This window comes from Enterobacter sp. RCC_40, from assembly GCF_041360735.1.
Lineage (GTDB): Bacteria > Pseudomonadota > Gammaproteobacteria > Enterobacterales > Enterobacteriaceae > Enterobacter > Enterobacter ludwigii.
Genome location: NZ_JBFUPR010000002.1, coordinates 494,564 through 520,965, shown reverse-complemented (window position 1 = coordinate 520,965; position 26,402 = coordinate 494,564). Strand labels below are relative to the sequence as shown.

General features: G+C 54.2%; 26 protein-coding genes. 24 read left to right on the top strand and 2 right to left on the bottom strand.

Annotated elements, in window-relative coordinates; genetic code table 11:
* Positions 1–117 precede the first annotated feature (117 nt).
* The 10 genes from miaB (at position 118) to rihA (ending at position 10,326) form a co-directional block, all read left to right on the top strand.
* On the top strand, positions 118–1,542 hold the full coding sequence (miaB, locus tag AB6731_RS10600; protein ID WP_020884986.1) for a tRNA (N6-isopentenyl adenosine(37)-C2)-methylthiotransferase MiaB: 1,425 nt from the start codon (positions 118–120) through the stop codon (positions 1,540–1,542).
* Between the two features lie 164 nt (positions 1,543–1,706).
* A complete protein-coding gene (locus AB6731_RS10595; RefSeq protein WP_020884987.1) occupies positions 1,707–2,753 on the top strand; it encodes a PhoH family protein in 1,047 nt (348 codons plus the stop codon).
* Positions 2,750–3,217, top strand: coding sequence for an rRNA maturation RNase YbeY (gene ybeY / locus AB6731_RS10590; RefSeq protein ID WP_040016936.1), 468 nt, complete (start codon positions 2,750–2,752; stop codon positions 3,215–3,217). The genes AB6731_RS10595 and ybeY overlap by 4 nt, the downstream gene beginning before the upstream one ends.
* 89 nt (positions 3,218–3,306) lie before the next feature.
* Positions 3,307–4,185, top strand: a complete 879-nt coding sequence (gene corC, locus AB6731_RS10585) for a CNNM family magnesium/cobalt transport protein CorC (protein WP_014169132.1) — start codon at positions 3,307–3,309, stop codon at positions 4,183–4,185.
* Positions 4,186–4,190: 5 nt separating this feature from the next.
* On the top strand, positions 4,191–5,729 hold the full coding sequence (gene lnt / locus AB6731_RS10580) for an apolipoprotein N-acyltransferase (RefSeq protein WP_371006339.1): 1,539 nt from the start codon (positions 4,191–4,193) through the stop codon (positions 5,727–5,729).
* A gap of 331 nt (positions 5,730–6,060) precedes the next feature.
* On the top strand, positions 6,061–6,966 hold the full coding sequence (locus tag AB6731_RS10575; protein ID WP_020884991.1) for an amino acid ABC transporter substrate-binding protein: 906 nt from the start codon (positions 6,061–6,063) through the stop codon (positions 6,964–6,966).
* Positions 6,967–7,121: 155 nt separating this feature from the next.
* Positions 7,122–7,862 (top strand): amino acid ABC transporter permease, encoded by a 741-nt coding sequence (locus AB6731_RS10570; protein WP_020884992.1) that lies wholly within the window; start codon positions 7,122–7,124, stop codon positions 7,860–7,862.
* Positions 7,862–8,536, top strand: coding sequence for a glutamate/aspartate ABC transporter permease GltK (gene gltK, locus AB6731_RS10565; RefSeq protein WP_014169128.1), 675 nt, complete (start codon positions 7,862–7,864; stop codon positions 8,534–8,536). The genes AB6731_RS10570 and gltK overlap by 1 nt, the downstream gene beginning before the upstream one ends.
* On the top strand, positions 8,536–9,261 hold the full coding sequence (locus AB6731_RS10560; protein ID WP_014169127.1) for an amino acid ABC transporter ATP-binding protein: 726 nt from the start codon (positions 8,536–8,538) through the stop codon (positions 9,259–9,261). Before gltK ends, AB6731_RS10560 begins: the two co-directional genes overlap by 1 nt.
* Positions 9,262–9,381: 120 nt before the next feature.
* Positions 9,382–10,326: a pyrimidine-specific ribonucleoside hydrolase RihA gene (rihA, locus tag AB6731_RS10555; RefSeq protein ID WP_371006338.1), complete on the top strand. Its 945-nt coding sequence runs from the start codon at positions 9,382–9,384 to the stop codon at positions 10,324–10,326.
* 79 nt (positions 10,327–10,405) lie between these two features.
* Here rihA and AB6731_RS10550 read toward each other — a convergent pair whose 3' ends face one another.
* Positions 10,406–10,888 (bottom strand): zinc ribbon-containing protein, encoded by a 483-nt coding sequence (locus tag AB6731_RS10550; protein ID WP_025204671.1) that lies wholly within the window; start codon positions 10,886–10,888, stop codon positions 10,406–10,408.
* Positions 10,889–11,102: 214 nt separating this feature from the next.
* Between AB6731_RS10550 and leuS the strand changes: the two genes are divergently transcribed.
* From leuS to lipA, 14 genes are all read left to right on the top strand, one after another.
* Positions 11,103–13,685, top strand: a complete 2,583-nt coding sequence (leuS, locus tag AB6731_RS10545) for a leucine--tRNA ligase (RefSeq protein WP_020884994.1) — start codon at positions 11,103–11,105, stop codon at positions 13,683–13,685.
* Positions 13,686–13,699: 14 nt separating this feature from the next.
* Complete coding sequence (gene lptE, locus AB6731_RS10540) at positions 13,700–14,269, top strand: LPS assembly lipoprotein LptE (RefSeq protein ID WP_121340095.1); 570 nt, start codon at positions 13,700–13,702, stop codon at positions 14,267–14,269.
* The gene (gene holA / locus AB6731_RS10535) at positions 14,269–15,300 is read left to right on the top strand and encodes a DNA polymerase III subunit delta (RefSeq protein ID WP_040016926.1); all 1,032 of its coding nucleotides are present in this window, start codon (positions 14,269–14,271) and stop codon (positions 15,298–15,300) included. Before lptE ends, holA begins: the two co-directional genes overlap by 1 nt.
* Positions 15,293–15,958, top strand: a complete 666-nt coding sequence (gene nadD / locus AB6731_RS10530; protein WP_272755998.1) for a nicotinate-nucleotide adenylyltransferase — start codon at positions 15,293–15,295, stop codon at positions 15,956–15,958. The genes holA and nadD overlap by 8 nt, the downstream gene beginning before the upstream one ends.
* 270 nt (positions 15,959–16,228) lie before the next feature.
* Positions 16,229–16,546, top strand: coding sequence for a ribosome silencing factor (rsfS, locus tag AB6731_RS10525; protein ID WP_047743933.1), 318 nt, complete (start codon positions 16,229–16,231; stop codon positions 16,544–16,546).
* Positions 16,547–16,549: 3 nt separating this feature from the next.
* Positions 16,550–17,017: a 23S rRNA (pseudouridine(1915)-N(3))-methyltransferase RlmH gene (rlmH, locus tag AB6731_RS10520; protein WP_003858701.1), complete on the top strand. Its 468-nt coding sequence runs from the start codon at positions 16,550–16,552 to the stop codon at positions 17,015–17,017.
* Positions 17,018–17,045: 28 nt separating this feature from the next.
* Positions 17,046–18,947, top strand: coding sequence for a peptidoglycan DD-transpeptidase MrdA (mrdA, locus tag AB6731_RS10515; RefSeq protein ID WP_014169119.1), 1,902 nt, complete (start codon positions 17,046–17,048; stop codon positions 18,945–18,947).
* A gap of 2 nt (positions 18,948–18,949) precedes the next feature.
* Positions 18,950–20,062 (top strand): peptidoglycan glycosyltransferase MrdB, encoded by a 1,113-nt coding sequence (gene mrdB, locus AB6731_RS10510; RefSeq protein ID WP_014169118.1) that lies wholly within the window; start codon positions 18,950–18,952, stop codon positions 20,060–20,062.
* Positions 20,063–20,078: 16 nt separating this feature from the next.
* On the top strand, positions 20,079–21,191 hold the full coding sequence (gene rlpA, locus AB6731_RS10505) for an endolytic peptidoglycan transglycosylase RlpA (RefSeq protein WP_250368697.1): 1,113 nt from the start codon (positions 20,079–20,081) through the stop codon (positions 21,189–21,191).
* Positions 21,192–21,330: 139 nt separating this feature from the next.
* Positions 21,331–22,542 carry a D-alanyl-D-alanine carboxypeptidase DacA gene (dacA, locus tag AB6731_RS10500; protein ID WP_014169116.1) on the top strand — a complete coding sequence of 404 codons (1,212 nt, stop codon included), beginning with the start codon at positions 21,331–21,333 and terminating at the stop codon, positions 22,540–22,542.
* 105 nt (positions 22,543–22,647) lie between these two features.
* Positions 22,648–22,911: a DUF493 family protein YbeD gene (gene ybeD / locus AB6731_RS10495; RefSeq protein ID WP_003858718.1), complete on the top strand. Its 264-nt coding sequence runs from the start codon at positions 22,648–22,650 to the stop codon at positions 22,909–22,911.
* Positions 22,912–23,006: 95 nt separating this feature from the next.
* The gene (gene lipB / locus AB6731_RS10490; RefSeq protein ID WP_020885000.1) at positions 23,007–23,648 is read left to right on the top strand and encodes a lipoyl(octanoyl) transferase LipB; all 642 of its coding nucleotides are present in this window, start codon (positions 23,007–23,009) and stop codon (positions 23,646–23,648) included.
* Positions 23,649–23,939: 291 nt separating this feature from the next.
* Positions 23,940–24,893, top strand: a complete 954-nt coding sequence (locus AB6731_RS10485; RefSeq protein WP_020885001.1) for a YbeF family transcriptional regulator — start codon at positions 23,940–23,942, stop codon at positions 24,891–24,893.
* Between the two features lie 207 nt (positions 24,894–25,100).
* Positions 25,101–26,066 (top strand): lipoyl synthase, encoded by a 966-nt coding sequence (gene lipA / locus AB6731_RS10480; protein ID WP_025204675.1) that lies wholly within the window; start codon positions 25,101–25,103, stop codon positions 26,064–26,066.
* A gap of 81 nt (positions 26,067–26,147) precedes the next feature.
* Here lipA and tatE read toward each other — a convergent pair whose 3' ends face one another.
* The gene (tatE, locus tag AB6731_RS10475; RefSeq protein ID WP_014169112.1) at positions 26,148–26,351 is read right to left on the bottom strand and encodes a twin-arginine translocase subunit TatE; all 204 of its coding nucleotides are present in this window, start codon (positions 26,349–26,351) and stop codon (positions 26,148–26,150) included.
* Between the last annotated feature and the right edge of the window lie 51 nt (positions 26,352–26,402).

Sequence of the window (26,402 nt, the reverse complement as noted above, 5' to 3'; positions counted from 1 at the left end):
TATATACCTTAAGTTTACCGGATTTTTTCGGTCTTGAGGTTGACAACCTTCATACTGGTCACAACCGCAGCAAAGCATTACAATACGCGCCCTGCATTCCTGAGCATGAGCAAGTCGATGACAAAAAAACTCCATATAAAAACCTGGGGCTGTCAGATGAACGAATACGATTCATCCAAGATGGCCGATCTGCTGGATGCCACGCACGGGTATCAACTGACTGACAACGCGAACGAAGCGGACGTGTTGCTGCTCAATACCTGTTCGATCCGTGAGAAGGCGCAGGAGAAGGTGTTCCATCAACTGGGCCGCTGGAAGCTTATCAAACGCAAAAGACCCGATGTGATCATTGGCGTGGGTGGCTGTGTGGCCTCTCAGGAAGGCAAACTGATCCGCCAGCGTGCTCACTATGTTGATATTATTTTTGGCCCGCAGACGCTGCATCGCCTGCCGGAGATGATCAACGCCGTTCGCGAGAATCGCCGCCCGGTGGTTGACGTAAGCTTCCCGGAAATAGAAAAATTTGACCGTCTGCCAGAACCACGCGCGGATGGTCCAACAGCCTACGTCTCCATTATGGAAGGCTGTAACAAGTACTGCACCTATTGTGTCGTACCGTATACCCGCGGCGAAGAAGTGAGCCGTCCGACCGACGACATTCTGTTTGAAGTGGCGCAACTGGCGGCACAGGGTGTGCGTGAAATTCATCTGCTGGGCCAGAACGTCAACGCCTGGCGCGGCGAGAACTACGACGGTACCACCGGCAGCTTTGCAGAACTGCTGCGCCTGGTGGCCGCGATCGACGGCATCGACCGCCTTCGCTTCACCACCAGCCACCCGATGGAATTTACCGATGACATCATTGATGTGTATCGCGACACGCCAGAGCTGGTGAGCTTCCTGCATCTGCCGATTCAGTGCGGTTCCGATCGCGTGCTGAACCTGATGGGACGTCCACATACGGTACTGGAGTACAAATCCATCATCCGCAAGCTGCGTGAAGCCCGTCCTGACATCCAGATTAGCTCCGACTTTATCGTTGGCTTCCCGGGCGAAACCACGGATGACTTTGAGCGCACGATGAAGCTCATTGGCGAAGTGAATTTTGACGTCAGCTACAGCTTTATCTTCTCAGCGCGTCCAGGTACTCCTGCGGCCGATATGGTCGACGATGTGCCGGAAGAAGAGAAAAAGCAGCGTCTGTATATTCTGCAGGAGCGTATCAACCAGCAGGCCAACGCCTGGAGCCGTCGTATGGTCGGCACCGTCCAGCGTATTCTGGTGGAAGGCACTTCCCGTAAGAGCATTATGGAGCTGTCAGGACGCACCGAAAATAACCGCGTCGTGAACTTTGAAGGCACGCCAGACATGGTCGGTAAATTTGTGGACGTGGAGATTGTCGACGTACTGACCAACTCCCTGCGCGCGAAAGTGGTCCGTACCGAAGACGAAATGGGTCTGCGCATCGCACAATCGCCGGAATCCGTCATGTCCCGCACCCGCAAAGAAAGCGACGCTGGCGTCGGCATTTACCAGCCATAACGCCATCCGGCCTGCCGGTTCGGCAGGCCTTGTATTTCCTCTCATCGCCCCCAATATCTTCCGCAACGCTTGCGCCTTTATTCTATGGCGTGAATAATTTCGGTAATGACCGTTTTATTACGCCAGGTGGCACCGGGTCAGTTAATCAATCAAAGAGGAACAGTTTGAACATAGATACGCGTGAAATTAGCCTTGAGCCAGCAGACAACGCTCGCCTGCTGAGCCTGTGCGGGCCGTTTGATGACAACATCAAACAACTGGAGCGACGTCTGGGTATCGAAATCAATCGTCGCGATAATCATTTCAAACTCACCGGACGCCCTCTCTGCGTCAACGCCGCTGCGGATATTCTGCGTAGCCTGTATGTGGATACCGCCCCAATGCGCGGTGAAATACAGGATATCGAGCCAGAACAGATCCACCTCGCGATCAAAGAGGCGCGCGTGCTTGAGCAAAGCGCAGAAAGTGTGCCGGACTATGGCAAGGCCATCAATATTAAGACCAAACGTGGCGTCATTAAGCCGCGTACGCCAAACCAGGCACAGTACATCGCCAACATTCTCGACCATGACATCACCTTCGGTGTGGGCCCGGCGGGTACGGGTAAAACCTATCTGGCCGTTGCCGCGGCGGTCGATGCGCTCGAACGCCAGGAGATTCGTCGCATCCTGCTGACCCGTCCGGCGGTGGAAGCGGGTGAAAAACTGGGCTTCCTGCCAGGCGATCTGAGCCAGAAGGTTGACCCTTACCTTCGTCCGTTATACGACGCACTGTTCGAGATGCTCGGCTTTGAGAAAGTTGAGAAGCTGATTGAGCGTAACGTGATTGAAGTTGCCCCGCTCGCCTATATGCGCGGCCGTACGCTGAATGATGCTTTCATTATTCTCGATGAAAGCCAGAACACCACCATCGAACAGATGAAAATGTTCCTGACACGTATCGGCTTTAACTCAAAAGCGGTCATTACCGGTGACGTCACGCAGATTGACCTGCCGCGCAGCACCAAATCGGGTCTGCGCCATGCCATTGAAGTGCTGGCCGACGTCGACGAAATCAGCTTTAACTTCTTCCACAGCGAAGACGTGGTCCGTCACCCGGTTGTGGCGCGCATCGTTAACGCTTATGAAGCATGGGAAGAAGCAGATCAGAAGCGTAAGGCCGAACTGGCAGCAGAACGTAAGCGCGAAGCGCAGGAGCAAGAACAAAAATGAGTCAGGTGATCCTCGATTTACAACTGGCATGTGACGATAATTCCGGCTTGCCAGAAGAGGCGCAGTTTCAGACATGGCTGGATGCGGTTATCCCCCCGTTTCAGGAAGAATCAGAAGTCACGATTCGTCTGGTGGATGAAGCCGAAAGCCATGAGCTTAACCTGACCTACCGCGGGAAAGATAAGCCGACCAACGTGCTCTCTTTCCCCTTCGAAGCCCCACCGGGAATTGAGATGCCGCTGCTGGGCGATCTGATCATCTGCCGCCAGGTCGTGGAACAGGAAGCTAAAGAGCAGCAAAAACCGCTGGAAGCCCACTGGGCGCATATGGTGGTACACGGTAGCCTGCATCTGCTCGGCTACGACCATATTGAAGATGACGAAGCGGAAGAGATGGAGTCCCTCGAGACAGAGATAATGCTTGCTCTGGGCTATGAGGATCCGTACATTGCCGAGAAAGAATAGTCAGTCGACCGACTGACTAACATGCCGCCGCGTAGGGAAATAGCGCGGCGGTAAACGTTGAACTAACAAGAGAACCCTTAACAAACGCCATGAGCGACGACAATTCACACAGTAGCGACACGACAAACACCAAAAAGGGATTTTTCTCCCTCATTCTGAACCAGCTTTTCCACGGCGAACCTAAAAACCGTGACGAACTGCTGGAGCTGATTCGTGATTCCGGGCAAAACGACCTTATCGATGAAGATACGCGCGAAATGCTCGAAGGAGTAATGGACATCGCCGACCAGCGCGTTCGCGACATCATGATCCCCCGCTCGCAGATGATCACCCTGAAACGTAACCAGACTCTGGACGAGTGCCTCGATGTGATCATCGAATCCGCACACTCGCGTTTCCCGGTCATCAGCGAAGATAAAGATCACATCGAAGGGATTTTGATGGCGAAAGATCTGCTGCCGTTTATGCGCAGCGATGCCGAAGCCTTCAGCATGGAAAAAGTGTTACGCCAGGCCGTGGTTGTGCCGGAAAGTAAACGTGTGGATCGGATGCTGAAAGAGTTTCGCTCTCAGCGCTACCACATGGCGATTGTTATTGATGAATTTGGTGGCGTTTCCGGTCTCGTCACGATCGAAGATATCCTTGAGCTGATCGTGGGCGAAATCGAAGATGAGTATGACGAAGAAGAAGATATCGACTTCCGTCAGCTTAGCCGTCACACCTGGACCGTTCGCGCGCTGGCCTCGATTGAGGACTTTAACGACGCCTTTAGTACCCATTTCAGCGATGAAGAGGTCGATACCATTGGCGGGCTGGTGATGCAGGCCTTTGGCCACCTTCCGGCACGCGGCGAGACCGTTGACATCGACGGTTACCAGTTCAAAGTGGCAATGGCCGACAGCCGACGTATTATACAGGTTCATGTCAGAACGCCGGACGACTCACCGGTGCCAAAACTGGAAGATTAATGTAAATGGCATTTGCCCCATTACTTGAACGCCAGCGCGTACGTCTGCTGCTGGCGCTGTTACTCGGAGCCAGCGGAACGCTGGCTTTTTCTCCTTACGATATCTGGCCTGCAGCCATTCTCTCCCTGATGGGACTTCAGGGTTTAACCCTGAATCGTCGTCCCGTCCAGGCGGCAGCGATTGGCTACTTCTGGGGACTGGGGCTGTTTGGCTCCGGCATCAACTGGGTCTATGTCAGCATCGCCCAGTTTGGCGGTATGCCAGGCCCCGTTAACGTCTTCCTCGTGGTGCTGCTGGCCGCTTATCTCTCGCTCTATACCGGTCTGTTCGCGGGTATCCTTTCTCGCCTGTGGCCAAAAACCACCTGGCTGCGCGTTGCCATTGCTGCGCCGGTTGTCTGGCAAATTACCGAGTTCCTTCGCGGCTGGGTACTGACCGGCTTCCCGTGGCTGCAGTTCGGTTACAGTCAGATTGATGGCCCGCTAAAGGGGCTTGCTCCGGTAATGGGCGTTGAAGCGATTAACTTCCTGTTGATGGTGGTGAGCGGACTGCTGGTCCTGGCGCTGGTCACACGTAGCTTGAAGACGCTGGTCGTGGCGCTGGTGTTGTTTGCCCTGCCTTTCCCACTGCGTTATGTCCAGTGGTACAGCCTGGTGCCAGAGCGCACTACACAGGTTTCAATGGTGCAGGGGAATATCCCTCAGTCAATGAAATGGGACGAGAAAGAGCTGCTGAATACGCTGAAGATCTACGCTAACGCCACCGAGGCGGTCATGGGTAAATCGCAGCTGATCATCTGGCCAGAGTCGGCGATTCCGGATCTGGAAATTAACCAGCAGCCGTTCCTGAACATGATGAACGATCTACTGCTGGCTCGCGGCAGTACGCTGGTTACCGGGATTGTCGATGCGCGTCTGAATCAGCAGAACCGCTACGACACCTACAACACCATCATTACGCTGGGTAAAGACAGCGAATACAGCTACAACTCCACTGACCGGTATAACAAGAATCACCTGGTACCGTTTGGCGAATTTGTACCGCTGGAGTCCATTCTGCGCCCGTTAGCACCGTTCTTTGACCTGCCGATGTCCTCATTCAGCCGTGGCCCGTACGTTCAGCCCCAGCTGCATGCGCACGGTTTTGCCCTGACGGCGGCCATCTGCTACGAAATTATCCTCGGCGAGCAGGTGCGCGATAACTTCCGTCCGGACACTGACTTCCTGCTGACTATCTCCAACGATGCCTGGTTTGGTCAGTCGATTGGCCCGTGGCAGCACTTCCAGATGGCGCGGATGCGCTCCCTGGAGCTGGCGCGCCCGCTGCTGCGTAGCACCAACAACGGCATTACCGCCGTGATTGGTCCGCAGGGCGAAATCCAGGCCATGATCCCGCAGTTCACCCGTGAAGTGCTGACGACCAACGTCACGCCTGCGACGGGCCTGACGCCTTATGCCCGCACCGGCAACTGGCCGCTGTGGATCTTGACCGCGCTGTTCGGATTTGGCGCGGTGCTGATGAGCTTGCGTCAGCGTCGTCGATAATTTCCCCTCCCTTCCCCTCTCCCGTTGGGAGAGGGCATTTCTGGCACGTCTCTTGCTTTATTTCCCCACGTAAACGCAGTTTGGCTTAACGTGCAACTTTGTCGCACCAGCGTAGATCACCGGTAGCACCGAAACGGTGCAACGAGAGATATTTGCCTCTGATTGGTGCGGCGCGCTTCGCAAAAATAAACAATAACGCAGCAAAATCTTTACATTAAGCCAGACTAAATGTTAACAAGCTTGCATAACACTGCACTCGCATAGCGCGAGATATAACAACATCACAATGGGTATCAATGCGTCACTGGCGCTGATAAGAAAGGAGTTGGGTATGCAATTACGTAAACTGGCCACAGCAATGCTGGTTATGGGGATGTCGGCAAGCGTCGTTCACGCTGAAGATGCTCCGGCTGCCGGGAGCACTCTCGACAAGATTGCCAAAAACGGCGTGATCGTGGTCGGCCACCGTGAATCTTCTGTCCCGTTCTCTTACTACGACAACACGCAAAAAGTCGTGGGCTATTCACAGGATTACTCCAACGCTATCGTTGAAGCTGTGAAGAAAAAGCTGAACAAACCTGACCTGCAGGTGAAGCTGATTCCAATCACTTCACAAAACCGTATTCCACTGCTGCAAAACGGCACGTTCGATTTTGAGTGCGGTTCCACCACCAACAACCTTGAGCGTCAGAAACAGGCTGCCTTCTCTGACACCATCTTCGTCGTGGGCACCCGCCTGCTGACCAAGAAAGGCGGCGAGATCAAAGACTTTGCGGACCTGAAAGGTAAAGCCGTTGTTGTTACCTCCGGTACCACTTCCGAAGTGTTGCTGCACAAGCTGAACGACGAGAAGAAAATGGATATGCGCATCATCAGCGCGAAAGATCATGGCGACTCTTTCCGTACCCTGGAAAGTGGCCGTGCTGTGGCGTTTATGATGGATGATGCCCTGCTGGCAGGCGAACGTGCAAAAGCGAAGAAACCAGACAACTGGGATATCGTCGGCACGGCGCAATCTAAAGAAGCGTACGGTTGTATGCTGCGTAAAGACGATCCGCAGTTCAAGAAGCTGATCGATGACACCATCGCTCAGGTTCAGACCTCCGGTGAAGCGGAAAAATGGTTCGATAAATGGTTCAAGAACCCGATTCCACCCAAAAATCTTAACATGAACTTCGAACTGTCTGACGACATGAAAGCGCTGTTCAAATCACCAAACGACAAGGCTCTTAACTAATTAGAACAACAGGGGCGGGATCTCCTGCCCTCTCGATTGTCGGGAAGCATGGACAGACTATACGTTGAGTGGTCGTTCCCCACTCAACGCGAAAAATGAGCTTCTCACCAATCTTCGAGGGTAGCGCTGCTACCCTTTTTTTTCTGGAGTTTATTATGTCAATAGACTGGAACTGGGGCATATTCCTGCAACAAGCCCCGTTCGGCAACACCACCTATCTTGGCTGGCTGTGGAGCGGTTTTCAGGTTACCGTCGCCTTATCGATCACGGCGTGGATTATCGCGTTTCTTGTCGGTTCACTGTTCGGTATTTTGCGCACCGTGCCTAACCGTTTTCTCTCATCTCTCGGCACCCTGTATGTGGAACTGTTCCGTAACGTTCCGCTGATTGTGCAATTTTTCACCTGGTATCTGGTCGTCCCGGAACTGCTGCCGGAAAATATTGGCATGTGGTTTAAGTCGGAACTGGATCCGAACGTGCAGTTCTTTGTCTCCTCCATGCTCTGCCTGGGGCTCTTCACCGCCGCGCGCGTTTGCGAGCAGGTGCGTGCCGCCATTCAGTCACTGCCGCGCGGACAAAAAAATGCTGGCCTGGCGATGGGCCTGACGCTGCCACAAACTTACCGCTATGTACTGCTGCCTAACGCTTACCGCGTCATTGTTCCACCAATGACGTCTGAGATGATGAACCTGGTGAAAAACTCGGCCATCGCCTCGACCATCGGTCTGGTGGATATGGCCGCACAGGCGGGCAAGCTGCTGGATTATTCCGCCCACGCGTGGGAATCCTTCACGGCGATCACACTCGCCTATGTTCTGATTAACACTTTCATCATGCTGGTGATGAACCTGGTTGAACGCAAAATCCGCCTGCCGGGCAATCTGGGGGGCAAATAATGTACGAATTTGACTGGAGTTCTATCGTTCCATCCATGCCTTACCTGCTGGATGGCCTGCTGATCACCTTAAAAATCACCGTGATTGCTATTGTGGTGGGTATCGTCTGGGGCACCCTGCTGGCGGTCATGCGCCTGTCGGCCTTTAAACCGTTCGCCTGGTTTGCCACAGCCTACGTTAACGTTTTCCGCTCCATCCCCCTGGTGATGGTACTGCTGTGGTTTTACCTGATTGTTCCCGGCTTTCTGCAAAACGTGCTGGGGCTGTCGCCGAAAACCGATATCCGCCTGATCTCCGCGATGGTCGCGTTCTCAATGTTTGAGGCTGCTTACTATTCAGAGATTATCCGAGCGGGTATTCAGAGTATTTCCCGTGGGCAGTCCAGCGCCGCGCTGGCGCTGGGGATGACGCACTGGCAATCCATGCAGCTCATTATTCTGCCGCAGGCGTTTCGCGCCATGGTTCCCCTCCTGCTGACCCAGGGCATCGTACTGTTCCAGGATACCTCTCTGGTCTATGTATTGAGCCTGGCAGACTTCTTCCGTACCGCGTCTACCATCGGTGAACGTGACGGTACGCAGGTCGAAATGGTGCTCTTCGCGGGTGGCGTCTATTTTGTGATTAGTTTAAGCGCGTCGCTGTTGGTCAGCTGGCTGAAGAAAAGGACTGTATAATGATTTCCCTGAAAAATGTTTCTAAATGGTATGGGCACTTTCAGGTGCTGACAGACTGCTCAACCGAAGTGAAAAAAGGTGACGTGGTGGTGGTATGTGGGCCATCCGGCTCCGGTAAATCCACGCTGATCAAAACCGTTAACGGCCTGGAGCCGGTGCAGCAAGGTGAGATCCTCGTCAATGGCACCAAAGTCAATGACAGGAAAACCAACCTTGCTCAGCTGCGTTCCCACGTCGGCATGGTGTTCCAGCACTTTGAGCTGTTTCCGCACCTCTCCATTATTGAGAACCTGACGCTGGCGCAGGTAAAAGTGCTGAAACGCGATAAAAAGCTCGCGCGCGATAAAGGTCTGAAGCTGCTGGAACGCGTGGGACTCTCTGCGCATGCTGATAAATTCCCGGCGCAGCTCTCTGGCGGTCAGCAGCAGCGTGTGGCTATTGCCCGGGCCCTGTGTATGGATCCGGTCGCCATGCTGTTTGATGAACCGACTTCTGCTCTCGATCCCGAGATGATCAACGAAGTGCTGGACGTAATGGTTGAGCTGGCGCACGAAGGGATGACGATGATGGTGGTGACCCACGAAATGGGCTTTGCCCGCAAAGTGGCGAACCGCGTGATCTTCATGGACGAAGGGAAGATTGTTGAAGACTCGCCGAAAGAAGAGTTCTTCGCCAATCCAAAATCCGAGCGAGCAAAAGACTTCCTCGCCAAAATCCTGCACTAATCTCCCCGGTGCGCAATCTGCGGATTGCGCACTGCTTCACGCTTTAGCTCTCTTCTTCTCGTCGGCGTCACATTGCAGCGTTAACCTTGTCACAAAATAATGCTACGTATGGAGCACGCTATGGCACAACCTATCCTTCTCGATTGCGACCCGGGTCATGATGACGCGATCGCCCTCGTCCTTGCACTTGCCTCCCCTGAACTGGACGTCAAAGCCGTTACGTCCTCTGCCGGAAACCAGACCCCGGAGAAAACGCTGCGTAACGTCCTGCGTATGCTGACGTTGCTCAAACGCACCGATATACCGGTCGCCGGTGGTGCCGTCAAACCGCTCATGCGCGATCTGATCATTGCCGACAACGTGCACGGTGAAAGTGGGCTGGATGGCCCGGCACTGCCCGAACCGGGGTTTGAAGCGCAACCCTGCACCGCCGTAGAGCTGATGGCGAAAGTGCTGCGTGAAAGCGCGGAACCGGTCACGCTGGTGGCCACCGGCCCGCAAACCAACGTTGCGCTGCTGCTGAACAGCCATCCGGAATTGCGCAGTAAAATCGCCCGAATCGTGATCATGGGTGGCGCAATGGGACTCGGGAACTGGACGCCAGCGGCGGAGTTCAACATTTTTGTCGATCCGGAAGCCGCAGAGATTGTCTTCCAGTCTGGCCTGCCGATTGTCATGGCCGGCCTGGACGTCACCCATCGCGCACAAATAATGGCGCACGACATCGCGCGCTTTCGTGCCATTGGCAACCCGGTGGCGACAACCGTCGCAGAGTTGCTGGACTTCTTTATGGAGTATCACAAAGCCGAGAAATGGGGTTTTCACGGCGCGCCGCTGCACGATCCGTGCACCATTGCCTGGCTGCTCAAACCGGAGATGTTTACCACGGTAGAACGGTGGGTAGGCGTGGAAACCCAGGGGAAATACACTCAGGGTATGACGGTGGTGGACTACTATTCGCTGACGGGCAATCAACCCAATACCACGCTGATGGTGGATATCGACCGTGAAGCGTTCGTGGATTTGCTGGCGGAAAGACTCAACTATTACAGCCAGGCCCGGTAAGCGATGGCCACCGGGCATGGTAGACTGCTCTGCGGCCTGAAGCCCTCCCCCTGGTCTGCAGGGAGAGGGCGGCTTTTACTTAGGGCTCAAACGGCCGACGCTGGAACTGATCGTGTCCACACTTTGGACACAGCGGCAACACATCCGGCGTATAGACCGCAATGTGGTGATGGCATTTCTCGCACACCAGATTCCCCAGCCCGACCACTTCTCCGCTGTGATAGACCCCGTGGTGGTTGAGGTCCTGAAAGACTTCACGCCACTCCAGCTGCGTTTTATCGGTGATATCCGCCAGCTCCTGCCACAGGCTTTCTTTAATTACCCGCATAAAAACGCTGTCGGTAACCTCGTTCTGACTCTCTTCGTAGCTTCGCGCAAACTCTTCCAGGTCGCGGCGTACGGCGCGCGTCACCTCTTCCACTTCGGTTCGCGTTAACTCACCCGTTTGCGTCACGCGGGCCCGCGCCTGTTCCACCAGCGCATCGATATCACGCTCGCCGTTACGCAGCCGTTCCGTCAGTGTTGTCACCAGTTCTCGGTAAAATTGAGCAACCTTGTTCATCATTTTGCCTCCCGGGTAAGTAACTGACTCTAATAATAGACCTTATTTCGCCACCGCTTTGCCAGGTGAACCACAGACCCGACAAATTCCTCACGCGCGCATTTGTGCGAAAGGCTGTTTTGGCGCGGGCGTTTGGGCTATGCTATGCGGATCTGAATTACCACATCCATTGGCTACATTTGTAGCTGTATTGAAAACAGGACCACTGGCTGCCATGCAAGAGCAATACCGCCCGGAAGAGATAGAATCAAAAGTCCAGCAACACTGGGACGAGAAGCGCACCTTTGAAGTAACCGAAGACGAGAGCAAAGAGAAGTATTACTGCCTGTCGATGCTTCCCTATCCTTCTGGTCGACTACACATGGGCCACGTGCGTAACTACACCATTGGTGATGTGATTGCCCGCTACCAGCGTATGCTCGGCAAAAACGTCCTGCAGCCAATCGGCTGGGATGCGTTTGGTCTGCCTGCAGAAGGCGCGGCGGTCAAAAACAACACGGCACCTGCCCCGTGGACGTACGACAACATCGCGTACATGAAAAACCAGCTCAAAATGCTGGGCTTTGGCTATGACTGGAGCCGCGAGCTGGCGACCTGCACCCCGGAATACTACCGCTGGGAGCAGAAATTCTTCACCGAGCTGTACAAAAAAGGCCTGGTGTACAAGAAGACGTCTGCCGTTAACTGGTGCCCGAACGACCAGACCGTACTGGCGAACGAGCAGGTTATCGACGGCTGCTGCTGGCGTTGTGATACCAAAGTTGAGCGTAAAGAGATCCCACAGTGGTTTATCAAAATCACCGCCTACGCTGACGAGCTGCTGAACGATCTGGATAATCTGGATCACTGGCCTGATACCGTCAAGACTATGCAGCGTAACTGGATCGGCCGTTCAGAAGGTGTGGAGATCACCTTCAACGTTGAGAACGACGATCGGACCCTGACCGTCTACACTACCCGTCCGGACACCTTCATGGGTGCGACCTATCTGGCCGTGGCCGCTGGTCACCCGCTGGCACAGAAAGCCGCGGAAAACAACCCGGAACTGGCGGCCTTCATCGACGAGTGCCGCAACACCAAAGTGGCCGAAGCCGACATGGCGACGATGGAGAAGAAAGGCGTTGATACCGGCTTTAAGGCTATCCATCCCCTGACGGGCGAAGCAATCCCTGTCTGGGCAGCCAACTTCGTGCTGATGGAGTACGGTACGGGCGCCGTCATGGCCGTTCCAGGCCACGATCAGCGTGACTACGAATTTGCCACCAAATATGGCCTGACCATTAAACCTGTCATCCTCGCGGCTGACGGTTCTGAGCCAGACCTCTCCGCACAAGCCCTGACCGAAAAAGGCACCCTGTTCAACTCGGGTGAATTCAGCGGTCTGAGCTTTGAAGATGGCTTCAACGCGATTGCCGACAAGTTAGCGTCGCTGGGCGTCGGTGAGCGTAAAGTCAACTACCGCCTGCGCGACTGGGGTGTCTCTCGCCAGCGCTACTGGGGAGCACCTATCCCAATGGTGACGCTGGAAGATGGTACCGTGATGCCAACGCCAGAAGATCAACTCCCGGTGATCCTGCCGGAAGATGTGATCATGGACGGTATCACCAGCCCAATCAAAGCCGATCCTGAGTGGGCAAAAACGACCGTTAACGGCCAGCCAGCGCTGCGTGAAACTGACACCTTTGATACCTTTATGGAATCGTCATGGTACTACGCGCGTTACACCTGCCCGCAGTATCAGGAAGGCATGCTGGATTCCGATGCAGCAAACTACTGGCTGCCTGTGGACATCTACATCGGTGGTATTGAACACGCCATCATGCACCTGCTCTACTTCCGCTTCTTCCACAAGCTGATGCGCGACGCAGGCATGGTCAACTCTGACGAACCAGCAAAACAGCTGCTGTGTCAGGGAATGGTGCTGGCCGATGCCTTCTACTACGTCGGGGCGAACGGCGAGCGTAACTGGGTGTCTCCGGTTGACGCGATCGTTGAGCGCGACGAGAAAGGTCGTATCGTGAAGGCGAAAGACGCCGAAGGTCATGAACTGGTTTATACCGGCATGAGCAAGATGTCGAAGTCTAAAAACAACGGCATCGACCCTCAGGTGATGGTTGAGCGTTACGGCGCAGATACCGTGCGTCTGTTTATGATGTTTGCCTCTCCGGCTGACATGACCCTGGAATGGCAGGAATCGGGCGTTGAAGGGGCTAACCGCTTCCTGAAGCGTGTCTGGAAACTGGTTTACGAGCACACCTCTCAGGGTGATGCTCCGGCAGTGAACGTCGCGGCACTGACTGAAGATCAGCAGGCGCTGCGTCGTGATGTTCATAAAACGATTGCAAAAGTGACCGATGATATTGGTCGTCGTCAGACCTTCAATACCGCAATTGCGGCTATTATGGAACTGATGAACAAGCTGGCAAAAGCCCCGCAGGACGGCGAGCAGGATCGTGCCTTAATGCGTGAAGCGCTGCTGGCCGTCGTTCGCATGTTGAACCCGTTCACCCCGCACGTCAGCTTCACCCTCTGGCAGGAGCTGAAAGGCGAAGGCGATATCGACAACGCACCGTGGCCAGTGGCTGACGAATCCGCGATGGTGGAAAACACCACGCTGGTTGTGGTCCAGGTTAACGGCAAAGTTCGCGGTAAAATTACCGTGGCGGTCGATGCTACCGAAGAACAGGTTCGCGAACGCGCAGGCCAGGAACATCTGGTTGCGAAATATCTTGAGGGCGTTACCGTACGTAAAGTGATCTACGTACCGGGTAAATTGCTGAATCTGGTCGTTGGCTAAGCGCGGGAGGAAACGTGCGACAACTGGCAACAATACTCTTATCTCTGGCGGTGCTTGTCACCGCTGGTTGTGGCTGGCATCTGCGCAATACCACGGCAGTGCCTGCTGAAATGAAAACGATGATTTTCGACTCATCGGATCCGAATGGTCCACTCAGCCGGGCAATTCGAAACCAGCTGCGGCTTAACGATGTTGAGTTGATTGAGAAAGGGACGTTACGTCAGGATGTTCCATCCCTGCGCGTTCTGGGCTCAACCTTAGCCAAAGACACGGCGTCCATTTTCCAGGACGGCCGTACCGCAGAGTATCAGATGGTCCTGTCGGTTAATGCCGCCGTTCTGATCCCGGGTAAAGACATCTACCCAATCAGCACGAAAGTGTACCGTTCGTTCTTCGATAACCCGCAGACGGCTCTGGCAAAAGACGCCGAGCAGCAGATTATCATTAACGAAATGTACGATAAGGCCGCAGAGCAGCTGATCCGTAAACTGCCGGGCGTTGCCGCGTCAACGAAACAGGGTTCTGACATCATCGAAAAACCGGATGCCAACACGCCTCCTGTTTCTGCCTCCATGGGTAACTGATGATCAGGCTGTATCCTGAACAACTCCGCGCGCAGCTCAATGAAGGGCTGCGCGCGGCGTATCTGCTTCTCGGAAACGATCCGTTATTACTTCAGGAAAGCCTGGATGCCGTCCGACAGGCGGCGGCCGCTCAGGGCTTTGATGAACACCACACCGTCCAACTGGATAACAACACCGACTGGAATGCCCTCTTCTCGCTTTGCCAGGCGATGAGCCTCTTCGCATCGCGCCAGACCATCCAGATCCTGCTGCCGGAAAATGGCCCTAACGCGGCCATCAATGAACAGCTGGCAACACTGGTCAGTCTGCTGCACAGCGATCTGCTGTTTATTGTGCGCGGCAACAAGCTCACCAAAGCGCAGGAAAACGCGGCCTGGTTTACCCAGCTCGCGGCCAATGCGGTTATGGTGACCTGTCAGACGCCTGAGCAAGCCCATCTGCCAAAATGGGTCGCGACAAGAGCGAAGCAAAACAATCTTCAGCTGGACGACGCCGCAAACCAGCTCCTCTGTTACTGCTATGAAGGCAACCTGCTGGCACTGGCGCAGGCGCTGGACAGGCTCTCCCTGCTCTGGCCAGACGGTAAGCTGACACTGCCACGCGTGGAGCAGGCCGTTAACGATGCCGCGCACTTTACGCCCTTCCACTGGGTGGATGCGCTGCTGGCAGCGAAAAGCAAACGCGCCCTGCATATATTGCAACAGCTGCGCCTGGAAGGTAGCGAACCGGTTATTTTGCTGCGCACCCTTCAGCGTGAATTATTACTGCTGATTACGCTCAAGCGTCAGTCTGCACATACGCCATTACGTTCGCTGTTTGATAAACATCGGGTGTGGCAAAACCGTCGGGCGATGACCACCGAGGCCATCAACCGCCTGAGTCATGAACAGCTGCGTCAGGCCGTGCAGCTTCTGATGCGCGCTGAGCTTACGTTGAAACAAGATTATGGTCAGTCGGTCTGGGCGGAGCTGGAAAGTCTCTCTCTGCTGCTCTGCCATAAGGCGCTGGCAGACGTATTTATCGATGGATAGTATGCATTCTTTACAGGCCCTGTACGGTGGCACCTTCGATCCGGTCCATTACGGACATCTGAAGCCGGTTGAAATTCTGGCGAATCTGATCGGCCTTCAGCGCGTAATCATCATGCCCAATAATGTGCCGCCACACCGTCCGCAACCTGAGGCGAGCAGCGAGCAAAGAAAAGAGATGCTCACTCTGGCCATCGCGGATAAACCGCTTTTTAGCCTTGATGAGCGAGAACTGCGCCGCGACACACCGTCCTGGACGTCGCAAACGCTGCAGGAGTGGCGAGCCGAGCAAGGGCCGGACACGCCGCTGGCCTTTATTATTGGTCAGGACTCCCTGCTCAATTTTCCCACCTGGCACCAGTATGAAACGATTCTGGAAAACAGCCACCTGCTTGTCTGTCGCCGTCCGGGCTATCCGCTGACCATGCGAGAAGAGCAGTACCAGCAGTGGCTTGAGGCGCATCTCACAGACAATATTGAAGAGTTGCACAACCAGCCTGCCGGGAAGATTTATCTGGCAGAGACGCCGTGGTTCGATATTTCTGCGACCCTCATTCGCGAGCGCCTGCAGCAGGGATTAGCCTGTGACGATCTGCTGCCATCAGCTGTGCTGGACTACATTCACGCGCATGGGTTGTATCAGAAAAGCGCAGACGCATAGCGGGGGCGCATGAAAAAGCGGCGTAATGATTATCCTGCCTTGACAGGTTAAGCCATACTGTTATCCTCCGCTGCCAGACTTTCCCGCCGATCATTGCTTTACAGAAATTGTTTTACAAAAATGGCGATGCAATCTCAGGCGGAGGGTGGGATGATACCCGCCTTCAAAAGCCCGGCCGGAGACATTTGTCCCGACACTGGCGTCAGTTCAGGTATACTGTCTGGCCACGAATTCATAGTTATACAATCTCATTCACCCCAGGGGGAAAACTTGCAGGGTAAAGCACTCCAGGATTTTGTTATCGACAAAATTGATGACCTGAAAGGTCAGGACATCATCGCTATCGACGTTAAGGGTAAATCCACCATCACCGACTGCATGATTATCTGCACCGGTACTTCAACGCGTCATGTTGTTTCGATTGCCGACCACGTTGTTCAGGAATCGCGTGCAGCAGGCCTGTTACCGCTTGGCGTTGAAGGTGAAGCGACCGCTGACTGGGTGGTTGTCGATCTCGGCGATGTGATTGTCCATGTCATGCAGGAAGAGAGCCGTCGCCTGTATGAGCTGGAAAAACTCTGGGGTTAATGCGTGAAGTTGCAACTGGTCGCCGTCGGCACCAAAATGCCGGACTGGGTACAAACCGGTTTTACTGAATATCTGCGTCGTTTTCCAAAAGACATGCCGTTCGAACTGGTGGAAATTCCCGCCGGGAAACGCGGCAAGAACGCCGATATCAAACGTATTCTCGATAAAGAGGGAGAGCTGATGCTGGCTGCCGCAGGCAAAAACCGCATCGTCACCCTCGATATTCCAGGTAAACCCTGGGATACGCCGCAGCTGGCGCACGAACTGGAGCGCTGGAAGCAGGATGGTCGTGACGTCAGTCTGTTGATTGGCGGGCCTGAAGGGTTATCTCCTGCCTGCAAAGCGGCGGCAGAACAAAGTTGGTCTCTCTCCGCGCTGACGCTTCCCCACCCGCTCGTTCGGGTACTGGTGGCAGAAAGCCTGTATCGCGCGTGGAGCATTACTACCAACCACCCATATCACCGCGAGTAGTGACTGACCAGGGTAGATTAAGCAGCGGATGAAACTACAGAATTCTTTTCGCGACTATACGGCTGAGTCCGCGCTGTTTGTGCGCCGGGCGCTGGTCGCCTTTACGGGGATTTTGCTGCTTACCGGCGTGCTGATCGCCAACCTCTATAATCTGCAAATTGTCCGCTTTACCGATTATCAGACGCGTTCAAACGAAAACCGTATCAAGCTGGTGCCCATCGCGCCCAGCCGCGGCATTATCTACGACCGTAACGGCACTCCGCTGGCGTTAAACCGCACCATTTATCAAATCGAAATGATGCCGGAAAAAGTCGATAATGTGCAGGATACGCTTGAAGCGCTAAAAGGCGTTGTCGATCTGACCGACGATGATATCGCCGCGTTCAAAAAAGAGCGTGCTCGCTCCCACCGTTTCACCTCAATCCCGGTTAAAACGAACCTGACGGAAGTCCAGGTGGCCCGCTTTGCCGTGAACCAGTATCGTTTTCCCGGCGTGGAAGTGAAAGGTTACAAGCGTCGCTACTACCCTTACGGTTCCGCGCTGACGCATGTCATTGGTTACGTTTCCAAGATCAACGATAAAGACGTTGAACGCCTCGATAAAGACGGCAAACTGGCGAACTACGCGGCGACGCACGATATCGGTAAGCTGGGGATCGAACGCTACTACGAAGATGTCCTACACGGGCAGACCGGCTATGAAGAGGTTGAAGTTAACAACCGTGGCCGCGTCATTCGCCAGCTCAAAGAAGTGCCACCGCAGGCGGGGCATGACGTCTACCTGACGCTCGACCTCAAGCTGCAGCAGTATATTGAAACCTTACTGGCGGGCAGCCGTGCTGCCGTTGTCGTCACCGATCCGCGTTCCGGCGGCATTCTGGCGATGGTGTCCATGCCAAGCTACGACCCGAACCTCTTTGTCGATGGTATCTCCAGCAAAGACTATTCCGGTCTGCTCAATGACCCGAATACGCCGCTGGTGAACCGCGCCACACAAGGGGTTTACCCGCCAGCGTCAACGGTAAAACCGTACGTGGCGGTCTCTGCGCTGAGCGCGGGCGTCATCAACCGCAATACCAGTCTGTTTGACCCGGGCTGGTGGCAATTACCAGGCTCTGAAAAACGCTATCGCGACTGGAAAAAATGGGGCCATGGTCACCTCAACGTTACCAAATCGCTGGAAGAGTCTGCGGATACCTTCTTCTACCAGGTTGCGTATGACATGGGCATTGACCGCCTGTCAGAGTGGATGAGCAAATTCGGCTATGGGCATTACACCGGCGTTGACCTTTCAGAAGAACGTTCCGGTAACATGCCAACCCGTGAGTGGAAGCTGAAGCGCTTTAAGAAGCCGTGGTATCAGGGTGATACCATTCCGGTGGGTATCGGTCAGGGCTACTGGACGGCGACCCCGATTCAGATGAACAAAGCGATGATGATCCTCATCAACGATGGCGTAGTGAAAGTTCCGCACCTGCTGCAAAGTACGGTTGAAGACGGCAAAAAAGTGCCGTGGATCCAGCCGCATGAAGCCCCGGTGGGTGACATTCATTCCGGTTACTGGGAAATTGCCAAAGACGGTATGTACGGCGTGGCGAACCGCCCGAACGGGACCGCACATAAGTATTTCGCCGGCACACCGTATAAAGTGGCCGCCAAATCCGGTACTGCGCAGGTCTTCGGTCTGAAAGCCAATGAAACCTATAACGCGCACCGCATTGCTGAACGTCTGCGTGACCATAAGCTGATGACGGCCTTTGCCCCTTATGATAACCCGCAGGTTGCGGTGGCGATGATTCTGGAAAACGGCGGCGCAGGTCCGGCCGTGGGGACCATCATGCGCCAGATCCTCGACCACATTATGCTGGGTGATAACAACACCGAACTGCCGGCTGAAAACCCGGCCGCCGCTGCGGCGGAGGACCAATAATCATGACGGATAATCCAAATAAAAAATCGCTGTGGGATAAAATCCACATCGACCCAGCCATGCTGCTGATCCTGCTGGCTCTGCTGGTTTACAGCGCCCTGGTTATCTGGAGCGCCAGCGGCCAGGACATCGGCATGATGGAGCGCAAAATCGGCCAGATCGCGATGGGTCTGGTCATTATGGTGGTCATGGCGCAGATCCCGCCGCGGGTCTATGAAGGCTGGGCACCGTATCTGTACATATTCTGTATTGTGCTGCTGGTTGCGGTAGATGCCTTTGGGGCCATCTCTAAAGGCGCGCAGCGCTGGCTGGATCTGGGCGTTGTCCGCTTCCAGCCCTCTGAAATAGCCAAAATAGCGGTTCCCTTGATGGTGGCGCGTTTTATTAACCGTGACGTCTGCCCGCCTTCACTGAAAAATACCGCCATTGCGCTGGTGCTGATTTTCCTGCCGACGCTGCTGGTTGCGGCGCAGCCTGACCTCGGCACCTCGATTCTTATCGCCCTCTCCGGCCTGTTTGTCCTGTTCCTGTCGGGTTTAAGCTGGCGTCTGATTGGCATTGCAGTCGTGCTGGTGGCAGCGTTCATCCCGATTCTCTGGTTCTTCCTGATGCATGATTACCAGCGACAACGCGTCATGATGCTGCTCGATCCGGAAACCGATCCGCTGGGTGCGGGCTATCATATTATTCAGTCCAAGATTGCGATCGGTTCCGGCGGCCTGCGCGGTAAAGGCTGGCTGCACGGCACCCAGTCCCAGCTGGAGTTCTTACCGGAACGCCACACCGACTTTATCTTTGCGGTTCTGGCGGAAGAGCTGGGCCTGGTTGGCATCCTGATTCTGCTGGCGCTGTATGTGCTGTTGATTATGCGAGGGCTGTGGATCGCCGCGCGTGCGCAAACCACCTTTGGCCGCGTGATGGCAGGCGGGTTGATGCTGATTTTATTCGTTTATGTCTTCGTAAATATTGGTATGGTGAGTGGTATTCTGCCGGTTGTTGGCGTCCCGCTCCCGCTGGTGAGCTACGGAGGCTCGGCACTGATCGTGTTGATGGCCGGGTTTGGTATCGTGATGTCGATCCATACCCACAGAAAAATGTTGTCAAAAAGCGTATAAAAATAAGGGGATCGGAATGCGTAAGCAGTGGCTGGGGATCTGCATTGCGGCAAGTTTACTTGCGGCCTGCACAAGTGATGATGGTCAGCAACAGGCAACCGTCGCGCCGCCGCAGCCTGCGGTTTGTAATGGCCCGATCGTTGAAATCAGCGGTGCCGATCCCGTTTATGAACCGCTCAATGCCAGCGCGAATCAGGATTACGAGCGCGACGGCAAAAGCTACAAAATTATTCAGGATCCCTCCCGCTTTAGCCAGGCTGGCTTTGCCGCCATTTATGATGCCGAGCCAGGCAGCAACCTGACGGCGACCGGCGAAGCGTTCGATCCGATGCAACTGACGGCGGCTCACCCGACCCTGCCTGTCCCGAGCTACGCCCGTATCACCAACCTGGCGAATGGTCGTATGATCGTGGTACGCATTAACGATCGTGGTCCCTACGGTAACGACCGGGTGATCTCCCTGTCACGCGCGGCTGCAGACCGCCTGAACACCTCGAACAATACCAAAGTCCGTATTGACCCGATTATCGTGGCGCAGGATGGCACCCTCTCCGGGCCAGGTACCGCGTGTACGACGGTGGCGAAACAGACTTACGCCCTTCCCGACCGCCCGAACCTGGACGGCGGCATGGGAAGCGTCTCTTCTCCGGCAGAGCCTTCTCAGCCAGCAGGAGAAGTGCGCCCAATCAGCAATGATACGCTGCAGAGCGAAGACACGACGGGTGCGCCGGTAAAGAGTAGCGGCTTCCTGGGCGCGCCGACAACGTTAGCCACCGGCGTGCTGGAAGGCAGCGAACCAACGCCAGCACCGGCTCCTGTTGCCGCTCCTGCCACAGAGCCTGCGCCCGTAACGGCTCCGGCGACGGCGCAAAGCACACCGGTTGCGGCTCCAGCGGCGGCCAGTGGCGGCTTTGTGGTTCAGGTTGGGGCGGTAAGCGATCAGGCCCGTGCGCAGCAGTATCAACAGCGTCTGAGCCAGCAGTTTGGTGTTCCGGGACGCGTTGCGCAAAACGGCGCAGTATGGCGTATTCAGATGGGGCCGTTTGCCAGCAAATCGCAGGCAGCGTCTCTGCAGCAGCGCCTGCAAAATGAAGCCCAACTACAATCATTTATCGCTGTTGCGAAATAATGAACTGGCGGCATCCAAAGTGTCAATTTGTGTAAAACACATTCACAAACTCATGCTTAAAGTCGGATGCCTGCCTGAATAGCATTTGCTATAGTAAGGCACTTTTTTTAATTCCATCACGGATGTCGTTGTTCTGACCATGAAGACCACTTTTTCTGCTCGTTTTGTGCAGCGCATGGCGCTGACCACGGCCCTTTGCGCAACTGCTCTCTCTGCAGCTCACGCCGATGACCTGAATATCAAGACCATGATCCCTGGCGTTCCGCAAATCGACGCGGAATCGTATATCCTGATCGACTACAACTCTGGCAAAGTGCTGGCTGAACAGAATGCCGACGCCCGCCGCGATCCGGCCAGCCTGACCAAAATGATGACCAGCTACGTTATCGGCCAGGCCATGAAAGCAGGGAAGTTCAAAGAAACGGATCTGGTCACCATCGGTAACGATGCGTGGGCAACCGGCAACCCGGTATTTAAAGGTTCATCATTGATGTTCCTGAAACCGGGCATGCAGGTTCCTGTTTCTCAGCTGATCCGTGGTATTAACCTGCAATCCGGTAACGATGCGTGCGTGGCAATGGCCGATTTCGCCGCAGGAAGCCAGGATGCCTTCGTCGGTCTGATGAACAGCTACGTCACCGCGCTGGGTCTGAAGAACAGCCATTTCCAGACCGTACATGGTCTGGACGCAGATGGTCAGTACAGCTCCGCACGTGATATGGCGTTGATTGGTCAGGCGCTGATCCGTGACGTGCCGAACGAATACTCCATCTATAAAGAGAAAGAGTTCACCTTCAACGGTATCCGTCAGACCAACCGTAACGGCCTGCTGTGGGATAACAGCCTGAACGTTGACGGCATCAAAACTGGCCATACCGATAAAGCTGGCTACAACCTGGTTGCTTCTGCCACCGAAGGTCAGATGCGTCTGATCTCTGCCGTGATGGGCGGTCGTACCTTCAAAGGTCGTGAGACGGAAAGCAAGAAACTGCTGACCTGGGGCTTCCGTTTCTTCGAAACCGTGAACCCGTTGAAAGCCGGTAAAGAGTTTGCTTCTGAGCCAGTCTGGTTCGGTGATAACGACCGTGCTTCCCTTGGCGTGGATAAAGATCTGTACCTGACCATTCCTCGTGGTCGCATGAAAGATCTGAAAGCCAGCTACGTGCTGAACACCACTGAGCTGCACGCGCCACTGCAGAAAAACCAGGTGGTGGGCACCATCAACTTCCAGCTGGATGGTAAAACCATCGATCAGCGTCCGCTGGTTGTTCTGCAAGAAATCCCGGAAGGCAATTTCTTCGGCAAAATCATTGATTACATTAAATTGATGTTCCATCACTGGTTTGGCTAAAAATTGAACACTTGAAAGTGTGATTTTGATCCCCATATACTAGATATCCTGATAACTCCCACCTGTCGTGGGAGTTATTCTTTTTGACGTTACGCCGGAGCTGACATGAAAACCAAACTTAACGAACTGCTTGAATTCCCTACCCCGTTTACCTACAAAGTAATGGGTCTGGCGAAACCTGAGCTGGTTGATCAGGTGGTTGAAGTGGTACAGCGCCATGCGCCGGGTGACTACTCTCCGTCAGTAAAACCAAGCAGCAAGGGCAACTACCACTCGGTATCCATTACCATTACCGCAACCCACATTGAGCAGGTTGAGACGCTGTACGAAGAGCTCGGCAATATCGAAATTGTTCGTATGGTGCTGTAGTCCCTCTGCGGTTACCCGGTTTGCCGGGTAACCCGCCTCCCCGCTTGTGATATACTCTCCCTCACCTTTTGTCCCTCGTCTTCGGAGACGTCCTTTTGTATCAGGATAAAATTCTTGTCCGTCATCTCGGGCTGCAACCTTACGAGCCTGTCTCCCAGGCCATGCATGATTTCACCGATTCACGCGATGACACCACCCCTGATGAGATCTGGCTGGTCGAACACCTGCCGGTATTTACACAGGGACAGGCGGGAAAAGCGGAACATTTATTGATGACGGGTGATATCCCGGTAATCCAAAGCGATCGCGGTGGGCAGGTCACGTACCATGGGCCCGGGCAGCAGGTGATGTACGTTCTGCTGAACCTGAAGCGCAGAAAGCTCGGCGTTCGCGAACTGGTTACCCTGCTGGAACAAACCGTGGTTAACACGCTGGCGGAATACGGTATTGAAGCCCATCCGCGTGCCGATGCGCCGGGCGTCTATGTGGGAGAAAGTAAGATTTGCTCACTGGGGCTGCGTATCCGCAAAGGCTGCTCCTTCCACGGGCTGGCACTGAATATTAATATGGATCTTACCCCTTTCCAGCGCATAAACCCCTGCGGCTACGCCGGAATGGAGATGACGCAAATGCGCCAGTGGGTTGAAAGCGCAACGCCAGAGAATATTCGTCCTGTGCTTTTGAAGAACGTTTTAGCCCTACTTAACAATCCATCTTACGAATATATCACTGCTTAATATATCATGCATCATGGCTCGATTATTTGACGGGCCACTGTTTATTTACCGCTTTTACGCTTTACAATAATCCGCTTATTCTATATTTTCGAAGCGCCCAAATATTACCGCTACATATTATTTAGCCTCCAGCCAGAACTGCATACAGGGCGTAAGTAACTTGCGTGATAATCACACAACTGTTTGTTTTTGATAAACAAGTGAAACAAAACCAACACTTTACGAATCTCTACAAGCATAATAAATAAATTCAACTATCATTCATAATGTGAATGTATACGGAGTGAAAGCGTGGAGTATAATAATTTACCAGCCAAACGACTGAATGACCCAGGTGGTGAGGACAAGCCACAAATTTTTCGGACTTTACGTAATATTGATCTCAATTTGTTGACTATTTTTGAGGCAGTATATGTCCATAAGGGTATCGTTAATGCTGCGAAAATTCTTAATCTCACGCCTTCAGCAATAAGCCAGTCAATTCAAAAACTGCGCGCTATATTTCCCGACCCGTTATTTATTCGTAAGGGCCAGGGGGTTACGCCGACGGCCTACGCCACCCATCTGCATGAGTACATCAGCCAGGGGCTGGAGTCGATTCTGGGTGCGCTGGATTTAACCGGCAGCTATGACAAACAGAGAACCATCACTATCGGCTGCACCCCGTCTGTCGGCGTGCTGGTGATGCCCGCTATTTTTCAGGCGATAAAAGAGCATGTTCCCCAGCTCCTGCTGCGAAATGTGCCGCTCAACGAGCCTGATATTCAGCTTGCTCAGTTTCAGACCGACCTGATTATAGAAAGCGGCAGCTTTAGCGCCCGAGCGCTCGGACAACATGTCCTGTATGCGGATAACCTGGTGCTGGTGTGCCGCCAGCAGCATCCCGCCCTGAGCGGGCCGTTGACCATTGAAAATCTGCGCAACTACGATCATTCGTCTTTCATGACCGAAGGACAGTCCAACCATGCGCTGCGTCAGCGAATCGATGAGATATTCCCCGAACGCCAGATCAGCTTCAGTAGTTACAATATGTTCACCACTGCCTCCCTGATTGGCAGCAGCGATATGCTCTGCATCATGCCTTCGCGCCTGTATACCTTGCTGCGTAAATGTTGGCCGCTGGAGAGCATTCCTCTCAACCAGCTCAATGCGGAATCTATCGAGATTTCACTGCATTACAACAAACTCAGCTTGCGCGATCCGGTACTGGAAAACGTTATCCGCGTCATCCGCCAGGCTTTCTGACAGGTTGATACAGCACAAGCCCCTGCCCCCTGCCGGGCAAAACGCACAAAACAACAACTATTTTACAAATTGGCGACCTGGCAGGCTGCTTTACCGACCGTTTCAATGATATACTGCCTGTCGTTCGTTCAAAAATAGTTGATAAATACAACATTCCCTTGAATAGAAACGCTTTCCTTCGATATTCGCAACTGGAACACGCACGCTATGAGTAAACCCATTGTGATGGAACGCGGTGTTAAATACCGCGATGCCGATAAAATGGCCCTTATCCCGGTTAAAAACGTGGCTACAGAGCGCGAAGCGCTGTTAAGAAAACCGGAATGGATGAAAATTAAACTTCCGGCTGACTCTTCGCGTATCCAGGGGATCAAAGCGGCGATGCGCAAGAACGGCCTTCACTCCGTCTGTGAAGAAGCCTCTTGCCCGAACCTTGCTGAATGTTTCAATCACGGTACCGCGACGTTTATGATTCTGGGTGCCATCTGTACCCGCCGCTGCCCGTTCTGCGATGTGGCTCATGGCCGCCCGGTAGCGCCCGACGCTAACGAACCTCAGAAACTGGCACAGACCATCGCCGATATGGCGCTGCGTTATGTCGTTATTACCTCCGTTGACCGTGACGATCTGCGTGATGGCGGTGCTCAGCACTTCGCTGACTGCATTACCGCTATTCGTGAGAAAAGCCCGAACATCAAAATTGAGACGCTGGTTCCAGACTTCCGCGGCCGTATGGATCGCGCGCTGGACATCCTGACCGCGACGCCACCAGACGTGTTTAACCACAACCTGGAGAACGTGCCACGTCTCTACCGTCAGGTACGTCCTGGTGCGGACTATAACTGGTCTCTGAAGCTGCTGGAGCGTTTTAAAGAAGCGCATCCCCATATTCCCACCAAGTCAGGCCTGATGGTTGGTCTCGGTGAAACGAATGCTGAGATCATCGAAGTGATGCGCGATCTGCGCCGCCACGGTGTGACCATGCTGACGCTGGGACAGTATCTGCAGCCAAGCCGCCACCACCTGCCCGTGCAGCGCTACGTGAGCCCGGATGAGTTTGATGAGATGAAAGCCGAAGCGCTGGCGATGGGCTTTACCCACGCAGCCTGCGGCCCATTTGTTCGCTCCTCTTACCATGCCGATATGCAGGCAAAAGGCGAAGAAGTGAAATAAGACTGTAATATTCACTTACAGTAATACAAAAAAACCGGCCTCTTGAGCCGGTTTTTTTTCGCAAGCACTTAGGCATTGCCGTTACTCTTTGTGAGAAAGCTTCTCTGCCGGGATGTCACCCTCGGCGCTTTTCTTCGCAGCCGCATCATCGTCGTTCATTGCTTTCTTAAAGCCTTTGATGGCGGCACCCAGGTCACCACCCAGCGTGCGTAACTTCTTGGTACCAAACAGCAGGACGACCAGTGCGGCAACCACCAGCAGTTTGGTAATACTAATCTCACCCATAGATACCTTCTTTACATAAACCAGGCTGCATTCAGCGCCAAAAACCTGATT

Bases quoted from the DNA above. Each gene is read 5' to 3' on its own strand.
- miaB (WP_020884986.1), top strand. From the start codon at position 118: ATGACAAAAAAACTCCATATAAAAACCTGGGGCTGTCAGATGAACGAA.
- ybeY (WP_040016936.1), top strand. From the start codon at position 2,750: ATGAGTCAGGTGATCCTCGATTTACAACTGGCATGTGACGATAATTCC.
- corC (WP_014169132.1), top strand. From the start codon at position 3,307: ATGAGCGACGACAATTCACACAGTAGCGACACGACAAACACCAAAAAG.
- lnt (WP_371006339.1), top strand. From the start codon at position 4,191: ATGGCATTTGCCCCATTACTTGAACGCCAGCGCGTACGTCTGCTGCTG.
- AB6731_RS10575 (WP_020884991.1), top strand. From the start codon at position 6,061: ATGCAATTACGTAAACTGGCCACAGCAATGCTGGTTATGGGGATGTCG.
- AB6731_RS10570 (WP_020884992.1), top strand. From the start codon at position 7,122: ATGTCAATAGACTGGAACTGGGGCATATTCCTGCAACAAGCCCCGTTC.
- gltK (WP_014169128.1), top strand. From the start codon at position 7,862: ATGTACGAATTTGACTGGAGTTCTATCGTTCCATCCATGCCTTACCTG.
- AB6731_RS10560 (WP_014169127.1), top strand. From the start codon at position 8,536: ATGATTTCCCTGAAAAATGTTTCTAAATGGTATGGGCACTTTCAGGTG.
- rihA (WP_371006338.1), top strand. From the start codon at position 9,382: ATGGCACAACCTATCCTTCTCGATTGCGACCCGGGTCATGATGACGCG.
- AB6731_RS10550 (WP_025204671.1), bottom strand. From the start codon at position 10,888: ATGAACAAGGTTGCTCAATTTTACCGAGAACTGGTGACAACACTGACG.
- leuS (WP_020884994.1), top strand. From the start codon at position 11,103: ATGCAAGAGCAATACCGCCCGGAAGAGATAGAATCAAAAGTCCAGCAA.
- holA (WP_040016926.1), top strand. From the start codon at position 14,269: ATGATCAGGCTGTATCCTGAACAACTCCGCGCGCAGCTCAATGAAGGG.
- nadD (WP_272755998.1), top strand. From the start codon at position 15,293: ATGGATAGTATGCATTCTTTACAGGCCCTGTACGGTGGCACCTTCGAT.
- mrdA (WP_014169119.1), top strand. From the start codon at position 17,046: ATGAAACTACAGAATTCTTTTCGCGACTATACGGCTGAGTCCGCGCTG.
- mrdB (WP_014169118.1), top strand. From the start codon at position 18,950: ATGACGGATAATCCAAATAAAAAATCGCTGTGGGATAAAATCCACATC.
- rlpA (WP_250368697.1), top strand. From the start codon at position 20,079: ATGCGTAAGCAGTGGCTGGGGATCTGCATTGCGGCAAGTTTACTTGCG.
- dacA (WP_014169116.1), top strand. From the start codon at position 21,331: ATGAAGACCACTTTTTCTGCTCGTTTTGTGCAGCGCATGGCGCTGACC.
- ybeD (WP_003858718.1), top strand. From the start codon at position 22,648: ATGAAAACCAAACTTAACGAACTGCTTGAATTCCCTACCCCGTTTACC.
- lipA (WP_025204675.1), top strand. From the start codon at position 25,101: ATGAGTAAACCCATTGTGATGGAACGCGGTGTTAAATACCGCGATGCC.
- tatE (WP_014169112.1), bottom strand. From the start codon at position 26,351: ATGGGTGAGATTAGTATTACCAAACTGCTGGTGGTTGCCGCACTGGTC.